Origin of the sequence: Methanocalculus taiwanensis (assembly GCF_024372745.1) — an archaeon.
GTDB lineage: Archaea > Halobacteriota > Methanomicrobia > Methanomicrobiales > Methanocorpusculaceae > Methanocalculus > Methanocalculus taiwanensis.
Genome location: NZ_VOTZ01000039.1, coordinates 1 through 11,273, shown reverse-complemented (window position 1 = coordinate 11,273; position 11,273 = coordinate 1). Strand labels below are relative to the sequence as shown.

Here is an 11,273-nt window from a genome sequence, read left to right as displayed (position 1 = left end):
ATAGGAGCTATCCTAATGGACATCAACGAAGAGTGGGTTACAGGCAGAAGATATTTGTCGGACGAGAGAGAATGATCAACCAAGGAGAGCAGGGTCAGAGAATTTACAGAAAGAAAGGTACGTTATCCACCACCATCGGGATTGATGTCGGTCTGACCGACTTTGCAACGTTCTCGACTGGTGAGAAAGTTGCGAATCCCCGGCACTTGGAGAGTTCCGTCCAGCGCCTGAAAGTGATGCAGCGACGAGTATCTCGAAAAGTGAAGGGATCAAAGAATCGACAGAAAGCGATTCAGAAATTAGCCCGGTATCATGAGAAGGTTGCAAACCAGCAAAACGATTTCCTGCACAAACTTTCTAATCAAATCGTGAGAGAGAACCAAGCCATAGCAGTAGAATCGTTGAATGTCGCCGGGATGCAGAAGAATCACACACTGGCACGAAGCATCAGTGATGTATCGTGGAGTACATTCTTCACGATGCTGGAGTACAAGTGCCGAAAGTACGGGACGACCCTCCTGGAGATCGGGCGGTTTGATCCCTCCTCAAAAATATGCAGTAAATGCGGCCATCTCAAGCGGGATCTCTCCCTCTCTGAGCGAGAATGGATCTGTCCTGATTGTGGTAATCATCATGACCGCGACATCAACGCGGCGGTCAATACAAGAAGTTCGCCCTGCAAGTACAGAACCTTGTCGGGGTATCAGGTGCGGAACGCACCGTCGGGCCTGTGGACTCTCCTCAATAGAGGGAGGATGAATCAGGAAGCCCGGCCCTTTAGGGCGGGGTAGTTCACATCTCCAGGTTCCAGATAGCGTCGCCCACATAATGGATATTCTTCGCAATCTTCCCCTTCTCCATTGCGATAATCTCATCTGCGTCATAGAGTGCGATAACAACCGCAAGCGGCTTTCCATGCCGTTCTTCAACGATCAGCGCGGGCTCGCCCTTTTTGACATCATCTGTCACCGAAATGACACCGGGGCGCATCACATCAGCTCCATTGACCATAAAGGAGACTGCACCGGAGTCGACAGTGATCCTTCTGGCAGAAAACGGGCGGAGATGTGCTCCTCTCAGCGTAGGAAATGCCCATTCATCACGGGAAATGATGAGCGGCTTTTTGTCAATCAGGAATATCGAGAGATCTGCATCTGTCTCGGCACGTTCGATGGATGTGGTGTCAAAGAGTGCAGCCTCCTCGCCAAGAGCCCTTTCAATCATCTTTTTTATCCCGGAAACCTGGCTCTTTTTAATTGCATGCCGTTTTCGAATTGTGATATCAGCCATGATGTACTCTTCTGTACTATCCTCCCTGCGATACTAAAGGATTTCCCGGGGGGTGCGCTATCTTTAAGTGAGACTGGGGCGCATATATGGTACTCTCCAGGGAGATGCAAAGGGATTTTTATGACCAAACGACCGCTTGATATTCTGGAACAGGTCTTAAACAGGGAACCGGTGTTCATCTCGCTGAAAGGCGGACGTGAAATCCGTGGAATACTGCAGGGCTACGATGTCCATATGAACCTCGTCCTTGACCGGGCAGAAGAAGAGACGGAGGATGGCGTTGTGAAACTTGGCACGCTGATCGTCCGTGGTGACAATGTGATCTATATATCCCCTTCAATCGAATAATAGAGATGATTTACCATGTCGAAAGGAACTCCATCGAAGGGTCTGCGTAACAAGCATTCCCATATTGTATGTAGACGGTGTGGCCGCAACTCGTACCATGCCCGCCATAAGATCTGCTCAGCCTGTGGATTCGGACGGAGTGCCCGTCTGCGCTCATATGCCTGGACGAACAGGAAACCACTGAGAGCATAACGCGACATAAGGCTCTTATCATGTGCGGCATTGTCGGCATCGTTGACACAGGCGGGGTTTCATTCCCCCTGTATTATGCCCTCTATGCCCTTCAGCATCGTGGGCAGGAGAGTGCCGGTATCAGCACATTTGACGCCGGAACGCTCTATAAACACAAGGCACAGGGTCTTCTCTCCGAGGTCTTCGACCGGGATATTCTTGAACAGCTTCCCGGATCGGTTGGGATCGGGCATGTCAGGTATCCGACAACCGGTGAAAACCGCCCGGAGAATACACAACCACTGAACTTTTCGCTCAAAGGGCATCATTTTTCAATCGTTCATAACGGTAATCTCGTGAATAATAACGAGCTTGTATCAGAATACGAAGAACACGGGCATATCTTTGCCACAACCACCGATTCCGAAGTAATAGCCGCGATCATCGCGCGTGAGCTGACACTTTCCGGATCGATGGAGGATGCTATTGTCCTCTGCATGAGAAAGCTGGAGGGTTCCTATTCTGTTGTCACCTTGCTTGATGATACCATCTTTGCATTCCGTGATCCGCTCGGCATCAAGCCGCTTTGTATCGGGAAGACAGATCACGGGTATATGGTTGCGTCTGAGAGTGTGGCACTTGATGCACTTGGTGCGATCTTCATCCGCGATCTTCGCCCCGGTGAAATGATTAAAATCGATAAAAGCGGTATCTCATGCCGCCAGATCACCAAGTCCGACCACACTGCATTCTGCCTCTTTGAGTATATATACTTTGCACGATCTGACTCGGTGATCGACGGGGTGCTCGTCTATGATGTCAGGAGAAAGATCGGAGAGATGTTGCATCAGGAAGCGCCGGTTGGCGCTGATATCATCTCGCCGGTACCAGATTCCGGGACATCGCTTGCTGTAGGGTATTCTGAGGCATCCGGTATTCCGTTCAAGGAAGGGTTGATTAAGAACAGGTATATCGGGAGAACCTTCATCATGCCGACCCAGAAGCTCCGTGAGAACGCGGTACGGATGAAACTAAATCCCGTACGTGGGCATATCAAGGGGAAGTCGGTTGTGCTCGTAGATGACTCGATTGTCAGGGGTACAACCTCCCGCCGTATCATCGAACTGGTGCGGGAATTTGGGGCGCGTGAGGTTCATTTCAGGGTAGGTTCACCCCCGGTTACCGCCCCCTGCTATCTGGGTGTCGATCTTCCAACGCGGAAGGAGCTGATCGCACATAACAGGGCGACCGACGATGTCTGTTCCTGTATCTCCGCAGATTCGCTTCATCATGTTTCGTTTGAGGCATTGATCGAAGCAACAGGAATCGATGCAGCGGATTTCTGTACCGGCTGCCTGACGGGGTGTTACCCGGTAAAGATTCCAAATGAATGTTCGGCATGCCGCCATGTTGATTTTATCCACGGCTCATACCAGACCCGGCTGGATTTCTAATCTCTTTTTAGATGATAATTGCATGAGCACTTATCATTTTCATCTTGCATGCCTGTTGCTCCTGGCGGCATAATTAGCGTATTTTGAGTTATGTTGTATCTGGAAGGTGTATCCTCTTCCATTAAAAAAACATCAGAACAGATAGCGAGGGATGGATTTGAACCATCGATCTACGGGTTATGAGCCCGTCGGGATCTCCTGACTACCCTACCTCGCTTCGGAGTATTAATATTCCAATTATTTACTTAAATACCTTACCGATTACTGCATATCAAAAGGTTTCTGTGGCTGCAAACTGACGTATTCCGGATACTTCCCTCAGGGTCGGATCAATTCTGCTATTTACCATGAATTTATGATGCGAAACCTTATCTGAATGGATAGAGAAGAGATTGTATGGATGATGAACTGGAATTTCTCCGGCAGAAACGCGCCCGGGAACGGCTCGCTGAGATGGAGCGGAAGGCATCGTTTCAGGGTGTTGTGCCGGTGAGCGAGATCACGTTCAATACCTTCATCTCTGAAAACCGCTTTGCTGTTGTCGATTTCTGGGCTGAATGGTGCGGTCCATGCAGGCGTGTTGCACCGGTTGTAGAAGCCCTCTCTCATGAGATGGCGGGGCTTGTTACATTTGCAAAATGCAATACAGATGAAGCTCCGCGAATTGCCCGGCAGTTTAATATTACGGCGATCCCGACGATAATCCTCTATGCAAACGGAAAAATGATCGACCGGGTAACGGGCGCAGTTCCGAAGGAGACGCTTCGCTCAGTGATTATCCGGGCTTTTGGGCTTCCCCCGCCTGGTGCAGAATCAGTCTGAGGATGTGCCCGGTCTCTATGCCGGAGAAAGATACTTCTTTTACAACAGGTGCGTATTCACGTCTCCATCCTGCGCTCCGTGAGATCCTCGCCTCAAGGCTCCGCTGGGATGATCTTTGGTCTGTCCAGGAGGAGGCGCTCTCTGTTGGATCTGCTGGATCTGATCTGATCATCATCGCCCCTACTGCCGGAGGCAAAACCGAGTCGGGGTTTCTGCCTGCTCTTGACTCTCTCCTGAAAACAGGCGCTTCAGGGGTTGGAGTCCTGTACATCTCCCCTCTCAAAGCATTGATCAATGACCAGATCAATCGGATCACCAGGATGACAGCACCACTCGGCCTTGAGGTGCGTGCATGGCATGGGGATATTGTGCGGAGTGATCGGATATGGAAGGAAGGTGAAGCCCCTCACATCCTTCTTACAACCCCAGAATCCCTTGAAATACTGCTTGGCGATGCTGAGTACAGATCTGCCCTCATCAATCTCAGATCGGTGATTGTTGACGAGGTGCATGCATTCATGGGATCAGATCGCGGGGTCCAGCTTGCCTGCCTCCTTGACCGCCTTGATATCCTGTCAGGGCGGAAAATACAGCGGATCGGCCTCTCTGCCACGATAGGAAATCCAGAAGAACTGCTTGAATGGTTCTCTGATAAACAGAGGAGACAGCATCTTGTTGCGATCCCTCCTCCCCGGGTGGGCAGGCGTTTCTCGTTTATCCTTGATTCTGTGGAATATAAGCGGATTCTCTCGCTTGCACGGGTTGTTGTCGGGAAAAAAGCGCTCGTCTTTACCGGAAGCAGGAGTGAGGCAGAAAAACTCCATTCTGGTCTTTCACTACGAAATAAATCAGCATATGTCCATCATTCAGCAGTCTCATCTGATCTCAGGACAAGGGCAGAAGAAGAGATGGCGGGTGATAGTCCTGCATGCATCATCTGTACAAGCACACTCGAACTCGGGATTGATATCGGAGGGCTTGATCTCGTAGTGCAGTACGGTGCCCCGGATTCGGTCTCATCATTCCTCCAGAGGCTCGGAAGATCCGGCAGGAGAGGGAGGCCGCCTGAGATGGTGTTTATCCTCTCTTCAGGAGAAGAGGCGCTTCTGGCGGCAGCGGCAATCGAGTCCGCCCGGAACCGTGAGGCAGAGCCGCTCCTGCCGCTCCGCTTCCCCTGCCATGTCTTTGTGCAACAGCTCTTTGTACTTCTGAGGCAGAGGCGTATGCTTGGAAGATCTTCTCTACTAAGAGCACTCCTGCATCTCTCTCCTTTTGCCGGGATTAGTACAGTGGACGCGGATCTGATCCTCGATCACCTGCTTGACAGTGGATATCTCGCGATGGATGGGGATCTGCTTGTGATCGGGATGACTGCTGAGGCTGAACTTTCACGCTCGCACTGGATTTCCCTCTGCTCAGTCATCTCCGCAGGAGGTGGATACCGGGCAGTGACGCCGGATGGGGAGGCGGTGGGAACCCTTGATTCCTTGTTTGTTGAGATCGCAGCCGAAGAAGGATTCACCCTCGCCGGACGGGGGTGGCGGGTGATCTCACGGGATGATGCACGGCGGGGGCTCCTGGTAGTTCAATCCGATCGCCATGGGCCCCGGCCCTTCTGGACCGGCGGCGGGAGGGCAGGGGTGTCGCCCCTCCTCGCACACGCGGTGGGAAGGATAGCTGCCCGGCGGGGATCCGATCTTAGTCTCCCGGAAGAGATGCATGAGGTGATCAATGACGAGATCCATTCCTGGCCATATGGCATCAGCCCGGAGAAGATCTGCGTCATCTCAGAGCCGCTTCCTGAAGGTGAACTCGTTTCGCTCTGGACGTTTCTTGGGGAGCGGCAGAACGCAACCCTCGCCCACCTGATGAGACATCTCCTGCCCCCCCGCTGGCCGGTCCGGAGCACGTATGCTGCTGTCACCGTGGAGGTGCCTCGTGGTGATTTTGGAGAAGCTGAGGTTCGGGAAGCGCTTATTCAATTGATAAGAACAACGGAAGAGGAGCTGATCCAACAGCTCCCGCCGCTCCCGCCTGAGACCTGGGCATTTGGCAGGCTGCTTCCGGATGAGATCCGGCAGAGGATGGCGGCAGTGGATATCTATTCCCTGCCAGAGGTGGTTGCGGCTGTCAGGGAGAGGTATTCTCGTCTTTGAGGTGTATTTTTTTCTTTTCCTCCTCCTCTATCCTCCAAAGCGCAATCTCACGGTACGAGGCATCGATCTCAAAGCCGATATAATCAATACCAAGCCGGATACAGGCGATTGCGGTCGATCCAATCCCCATAAATGGATCGAGGACGAGGCGGCACCGCCCGACTCCGTGATCCTTAATACAGAGGGTGGGAAGGCCGATTGGAAAGACTGCCGGATGGGGCCGCTTCTCATTGACCGTCTCGTACGGGATGAACCAGGTGTTCCCCCGGTCACGAAGGTCGGATCCCGCCCCTTTCCACCTTCCGATATTGCTCTTATCCTGGTATGGCACGCCTATAGCCAGCTTGTCAAGTGTTACTTCCCCCGTTTTTGTGAAATGGAAGATGAATTCGTGGCAGTCATGGTGAAACCGCTTGCTGTTGATTGGCTTGTAGTGGCCAACCGCGATATCCCCGGTGATATTATTGTACGATCCCATATCGGGTCTTGGGATCGCGATCGATTTGATCCAGTGGATCATATTCTGGAGATGATACCCCTTCTTCCGGAACTCATTTGCCACATCGATTGGGATCCAGGGATCTTTCGGCGTGCCCCCGATATTCAGGAAGAAGGATCCCCTCTCTGAGAGAACGCGATGAGAGGCTTCTGCTACCTCTCTCATCCACACCAGGTACTCATCCCGGGTAATGGTGTCGTCATAGGTGGTGTATGCCTTACCGATGTTGTATGGTGGTGAGGTGACGATCAGATCGACTGAGCCTGCATCCATTCCTTCCATACCTTCAAGACAGTCCATCTGGTAGATTGTGTTTGGCTTCATGGATTGGGCTCCATTGGATCTGGTGCTGGCACGATCCGATCAAGCGTAAGCGTATAGTGGATCGTCTCCCCGGCATGAGGGTGGTTTGCATCGATGGTGACATTCTTCTCATCGATCGCGAGCACCGTGACAAGCGCCTTCTTTCCTCCGGGAAGGCTGACCCTGACAAAATCGCCCTCGTTCGGATCCCCAATGAGATCAAGCTTTGTGCGTTTCAGCTTGAAGACGAGCCGCTTATTGTACTTCCCGTATGCCTTCTCCGGGGGGAGGGTGATTGTCCTGCTCTCGCCTTTACCCATCTCCCTGAGTGCTTCGTCAAAGGCGGGATTCATCGTGCCTGCACCAAGTACCGCAACCACGGGGGCATCCGCATCTGACTCTTCGATGACAGTTCCGTCATCCAGTTGTGCAATGAAGTGGACATGAACCGTGTCGCCGGTGCCTGGATTGTTCATCTGGTGTACCTGTTGTCCGGGAGATCTAAAAAAATTGGGGGGTTGTGAGAATTATACAGCAGTCGTCTCTTCTGCCCTCTCCTCTACACCGTTTCCGATCAGGGAGAGGATTGCGGGCATCACGATGATTGCCCCCAGCAGGGCAAACCCGACTGAGATGACCGTGAGGATACCAAAGTTGCTGATGATCCCAAAGCTGGAGGTGATCAGCGCAGAGAACCCAAAGACGGTCGTCAGGCCTGAGATCGTAATGGCGGTCCCTATCTTCTGGACACTCTCCCGGATTGCATCCATCTTCAATAAGCCCCTCTCCCGCTCCTCATAGTACCGCTCTGCGATCAGGATCGTGTATTCAGATGCAATACCAATTGTCATCGATCCGAGCGTTGCGGTCATGGGAGAGTAGTCGATCCCAAGCTCGTACATGATCAGGCTGTTCCACCCCACGATCAGGATGATCGGAACAAGTGGTGTTGCCGCTTTTAAGCTCTTCCTGTAGACGAGGAAGAGGAAGGCGAAGATCATGATAAATCCGAGGATGGTCATGGTGGTCTTTGTCTCCCGGATCTGGGTAATCAGATCAGTAAACATCTCTCCCATCCCGGTGAGCGAAGCGGTGATGCCGGGGGGCGGCTGGTGCCATGTGAGTTCATGCTGGAGCTGATTGATGAAGGACATCCCGATTGCGGCATCCATATCGATTGTGGATATCTCTATGAGCGCCATCGAATTGCCGCTTAAGTAATGATCACGGAGCTCGGGTGGTATTCTCTCAAGAACCATCTCCAGTTCAGCATCGGTCTCTGGGAGGCTGCCGCCGTTGTACTGGATCACAAGATCGGCGATACTCCGTGTGCTGGTGATCTTATCGTTATTCTCCTCCTGGTACCGCTGGAAACTATGCATCCAGGTGATCGAGTCCAGAGCCGATACCCGGTCGCCCCTCACAAAGATCGGAGTGGCATCTGAAGGCCCCATCGCACGGGTCACTTTATCGATCTGCACCTTTGCGGGCATATCCGGTGGGACAAAGGTGTTCTCGTCTGTATTGACGATGATCTGGTCATCAACTGAAAATCCTCCTGCGGCAAGGAGCACGCAGAGGGCGAGAATAATCAATGGGAAACGTGCTACAGTACTCGCCATCTTTCCAATGCCAAGATTGTACCGATCCCCCAGTGCAAGCCCTTTCTTTTCCGGGATCGGTTTTGGCTGGTATTTCAGCAGGGTGGCAAAAATGGGGACGATGAAGAGTGCAGCAAGGTAGCAGCAGACAACTCCGATCACGCAGACCTCTCCGAAACTCCTGATCATCGGAAGCGGTGAAGTCCACATCGCGATAAAGCCCATCGAGGTGGCGAGCATTGCATACAGGATCGAGGGCCCGGATCTGGTGATTGTTTCTTTCACTGCTTCCGGAAGAGATTTGTTTCGCACCTCTTCATCAAGCCTGGAATGGAACTGAATCGCATAATCTATCCCGATTCCGATCAGCACAGGAAACGCGGCGATTGTGACCATGTTGATTTTGATCCCGGTCAGGCCCATGAACCCGAAAGTGAAGATGAGGCCGCTTGCCACGATTGCAACAGAGAGGAGGCGGTACCGTACGGCACTAAAGAGGAGGCCGACGGCTAACACCATCAGGAGCATCGCAATGCCGATCAGGCTCCCCATTGAGGTGCCCATCTCTTCCATCATCTGTTTGCCAAAGGCAGGGTTTCCGGTGAGCGAGACGGTGGTTCCGGGCGGTGGATCAGATATACGGATGAGCGAATCGAGTGAGTCGACGATCTCAAACTGGGTGTCCTGGGAGAGGCCGGTATCAAGGGTAACCTGGATGATCGTCATTGAGGTGGCAGGAACGAGGCGATCATAAAGTGCAGGATCAATCTGTTCTTTTGCAGCCTCTACCTCGGCAATTGAGGAAGGGATCTCTTTGCCATTGGCAGTTGTGAGGTAATCTGTGATACCGATGACACCAGTGACATGCCTCTCACGTACAAGATCTCTTTTAAGATCTGCCATATAGTCGAGGATAATCGGATTTGTGACATCCTCGGTCTCGACGAGGATCATAATGGCGTCTGAAGAGAACGTGCTCTGGTACTTATCGAGAAGAATAAACCGGGGAGTATCGGGATCTATGTAGGTTTCAGCACCCGTCTCCATCTCGGTCATTGTCATGCCATAGAGCCCGATGATGAGGAGCAGGAGTATTGCCAGTGCTATCTTTACCGGATGCCTGTTTACTGCATCAGAGATTTTTTCGTAGATCTGCATGGTAGCAGTCGTCTCCTTAAAAAAAAGGTGATTACTGCCGTTTCCGGTAGTACCAGTATCCAGCACCAATCACAACAATCAGGATAGCTGCAATCAGCACCGGTGGAATTGATCCCTCACGCGGGACAACTTCCACCTCGACCTTCATCGTCTTTGAGATCTGGGTGTTGTCGAGTGCATCGCGGTACCGGATCTCAGAATCAAGGCCATACACTTTCTCAGTTGCCCCTGAATCTACATTCAGGATGTACCGTGCCACCTTCGTCTCTCCGGGGGCAAGATCACCAAGATATGCGGTATCATCGTTTGAGGTGAATGGATCGACTGCTGATATCCTTGCAGTGGCCCGGTACACCGGCGCATCACCAATATTTTTGTATTCAACATCAATGACGGTCTTCTGGCCGGGACTGACAATAGCGGGTGGTGAGATGGCTGTAAACTCAATCTTTCCGCCTGTGCCGACTCCGAATGTCCGTGGATCTGATGTTACAATCTGGCCGTTGCTATCTTTATACTCAGTATAGACTGAAAGCGGATATTCACGTGGCTCAGCATTTGTTGATACTGACACTTTGAATTTCCTGGTTACTGTCGATCCAGCAGGGAAGTCGCCGAGATATGCGCTACCATCAGTCGGGATAAGGGGGCTTGCTCCACTCCGGTCTATCTTGAGGGTGGCTGAACGTGCATCTTCGGATCCGACGTTTTGCACGGTAATGGTGACATATCCCTCGGTTCCGACATTGATTGCCTCCGCCTGTATGTCGGTCACAAGGAGTCTCACGTCCGGTTTCACGACAATCTGGAGTTCTTCGCGAACTATTTTTGTGCTGTAGAAGTATCTGATGAAATCATCACTATTCTGTTCGGCACTTGAGAGATAGGTGTATTCGATGCTGACCGGTACATTGTAGACACCGGCTTTTGCATCTTCATCAAACTGGATGGTGAATGATGCGGTGGCGCTGTCTCCACCGGTGATATCGCCGATCATCTGTGGATCGGTTTTTGGGGTGAGTGGCGCATCTCCCGGTGCAAGGGTCACAACTGCCATCTTGGCGGTGTCTGGCCGGTCATCCCTTGAAACGATATCGCTTCTGATAATCTTTACGGTGTTCAGTCCGGTGTTTTCCACTCTGATGGTGACAGTTGCCTCTTCGCCCGGAGAAAACTCGTTTGTCCCGGTGATTGCAACCCTGAGGTCCGGGGAGCCATAGAGATATTTCTCACCTGCTGTTGCAGGTGTGATGATCGCTGCAAGGATCAGGGCGAGTACAAGAAATCCTCTGAGGCAGCTTCTTTGAATATGATGGTTCTGAGTCATTGATTGCACCAATGTCTATGATAACGTACCTTTCTTTCTGTAAATTCTCTGACCCTGCTCTCCTTGGTTGATCATTCTCTCTCGTCCGACAAATATCTTCTGCCTGTAACCCACTCTTCGTTGATGTCCATTAGGATAGCTCCT

11 protein-coding genes and 1 tRNA gene are annotated in these 11,273 nt (G+C 51.9%); 6 read left to right on the top strand and 6 right to left on the bottom strand.

The features are described from left to right. Positions 1-71 precede the first annotated feature (71 nt). On the top strand, positions 72-791 hold the full coding sequence (locus tag FTO68_RS11355) for an RNA-guided endonuclease TnpB family protein (RefSeq protein ID WP_438362308.1): 720 nt from the start codon (positions 72-74) through the stop codon (positions 789-791). Position 792: 1 nt separating this feature from the next. On the opposite strand, the gene FTO68_RS11350 is transcribed toward FTO68_RS11355, so the two are convergent. Continuing rightward, the gene (locus FTO68_RS11350; protein ID WP_255333529.1) at positions 793-1,290 is read right to left on the bottom strand and encodes an RNA-binding protein; all 498 of its coding nucleotides are present in this window, start codon (positions 1,288-1,290) and stop codon (positions 793-795) included. 120 nt (positions 1,291-1,410) lie between these two features. Between FTO68_RS11350 and FTO68_RS11345 the strand changes: the two genes are divergently transcribed. From FTO68_RS11345 to purF, 3 genes are read left to right on the top strand one after another with little or no spacing between them, the layout of a single operon-like run. After that, positions 1,411-1,638 (top strand): LSM domain-containing protein, encoded by a 228-nt coding sequence (locus tag FTO68_RS11345; RefSeq protein ID WP_255333528.1) that lies wholly within the window; start codon positions 1,411-1,413, stop codon positions 1,636-1,638. Positions 1,639-1,653: 15 nt separating this feature from the next. After that, a complete protein-coding gene (locus FTO68_RS11340; RefSeq protein ID WP_255333527.1) occupies positions 1,654-1,830 on the top strand; it encodes a 50S ribosomal protein L37e in 177 nt (58 codons plus the stop codon). 20 nt (positions 1,831-1,850) lie between these two features. Then, positions 1,851-3,263 (top strand): amidophosphoribosyltransferase, encoded by a 1,413-nt coding sequence (gene purF / locus FTO68_RS11335; protein WP_255333526.1) that lies wholly within the window; start codon positions 1,851-1,853, stop codon positions 3,261-3,263. A gap of 142 nt (positions 3,264-3,405) precedes the next feature. On the opposite strand, the gene FTO68_RS11330 is transcribed toward purF, so the two are convergent. Then, positions 3,406-3,480, bottom strand: a tRNA-Met gene (locus FTO68_RS11330). A 179-nt stretch (positions 3,481-3,659) separates the two neighbouring features. Here FTO68_RS11330 and trxA point away from each other — a divergent pair. Continuing rightward, positions 3,660-4,085 carry a thioredoxin gene (gene trxA / locus FTO68_RS11325; protein WP_255333525.1) on the top strand — a complete coding sequence of 142 codons (426 nt, stop codon included), beginning with the start codon at positions 3,660-3,662 and terminating at the stop codon, positions 4,083-4,085. A 17-nt stretch (positions 4,086-4,102) separates the two neighbouring features. Then, positions 4,103-6,241 carry a DEAD/DEAH box helicase gene (locus tag FTO68_RS11320; protein WP_255333524.1) on the top strand — a complete coding sequence of 713 codons (2,139 nt, stop codon included), beginning with the start codon at positions 4,103-4,105 and terminating at the stop codon, positions 6,239-6,241. On the opposite strand, the gene FTO68_RS11315 is transcribed toward FTO68_RS11320, so the two are convergent. Genes FTO68_RS11315 through FTO68_RS11300 form a run of 4 tightly spaced genes read right to left on the bottom strand, consistent with a single transcriptional unit; the run spans position 6,216 to position 11,129 of the window. Next, the gene (locus tag FTO68_RS11315; protein WP_255333523.1) at positions 6,216-7,064 is read right to left on the bottom strand and encodes a DNA-methyltransferase; all 849 of its coding nucleotides are present in this window, start codon (positions 7,062-7,064) and stop codon (positions 6,216-6,218) included. The genes FTO68_RS11320 and FTO68_RS11315 overlap by 26 nt on opposite strands. Beyond that, complete coding sequence (locus FTO68_RS11310; RefSeq protein WP_255333522.1) at positions 7,061-7,519, bottom strand: FKBP-type peptidyl-prolyl cis-trans isomerase; 459 nt, start codon at positions 7,517-7,519, stop codon at positions 7,061-7,063. Before FTO68_RS11310 ends, FTO68_RS11315 begins: the two co-directional genes overlap by 4 nt. Positions 7,520-7,570: 51 nt before the next feature. After that, a complete protein-coding gene (locus FTO68_RS11305) occupies positions 7,571-9,802 on the bottom strand; it encodes an efflux RND transporter permease subunit (protein ID WP_255333521.1) in 2,232 nt (743 codons plus the stop codon). A 31-nt stretch (positions 9,803-9,833) separates the two neighbouring features. After that, the gene (locus FTO68_RS11300) at positions 9,834-11,129 is read right to left on the bottom strand and encodes a COG1361 S-layer family protein (protein ID WP_255333520.1); all 1,296 of its coding nucleotides are present in this window, start codon (positions 11,127-11,129) and stop codon (positions 9,834-9,836) included. Positions 11,130-11,273: the final 144 nt, after the last annotated feature.

Bases quoted from the DNA above. Each gene is read 5' to 3' on its own strand.
- FTO68_RS11355 (WP_438362308.1), top strand. From the start codon at position 72: ATGATCAACCAAGGAGAGCAGGGTCAGAGAATTTACAGAAAGAAAGGT.
- FTO68_RS11350 (WP_255333529.1), bottom strand. From the start codon at position 1,290: ATGGCTGATATCACAATTCGAAAACGGCATGCAATTAAAAAGAGCCAG.
- FTO68_RS11345 (WP_255333528.1), top strand. From the start codon at position 1,411: ATGACCAAACGACCGCTTGATATTCTGGAACAGGTCTTAAACAGGGAA.
- FTO68_RS11340 (WP_255333527.1), top strand. From the start codon at position 1,654: ATGTCGAAAGGAACTCCATCGAAGGGTCTGCGTAACAAGCATTCCCAT.
- purF (WP_255333526.1), top strand. From the start codon at position 1,851: ATGTGCGGCATTGTCGGCATCGTTGACACAGGCGGGGTTTCATTCCCC.
- trxA (WP_255333525.1), top strand. From the start codon at position 3,660: ATGGATGATGAACTGGAATTTCTCCGGCAGAAACGCGCCCGGGAACGG.
- FTO68_RS11320 (WP_255333524.1), top strand. From the start codon at position 4,103: ATGCCGGAGAAAGATACTTCTTTTACAACAGGTGCGTATTCACGTCTC.
- FTO68_RS11315 (WP_255333523.1), bottom strand. From the start codon at position 7,064: ATGAAGCCAAACACAATCTACCAGATGGACTGTCTTGAAGGTATGGAA.
- FTO68_RS11310 (WP_255333522.1), bottom strand. From the start codon at position 7,519: ATGAACAATCCAGGCACCGGCGACACGGTTCATGTCCACTTCATTGCA.
- FTO68_RS11305 (WP_255333521.1), bottom strand. From the start codon at position 9,802: ATGCAGATCTACGAAAAAATCTCTGATGCAGTAAACAGGCATCCGGTA.
- FTO68_RS11300 (WP_255333520.1), bottom strand. From the start codon at position 11,129: ATGACTCAGAACCATCATATTCAAAGAAGCTGCCTCAGAGGATTTCTT.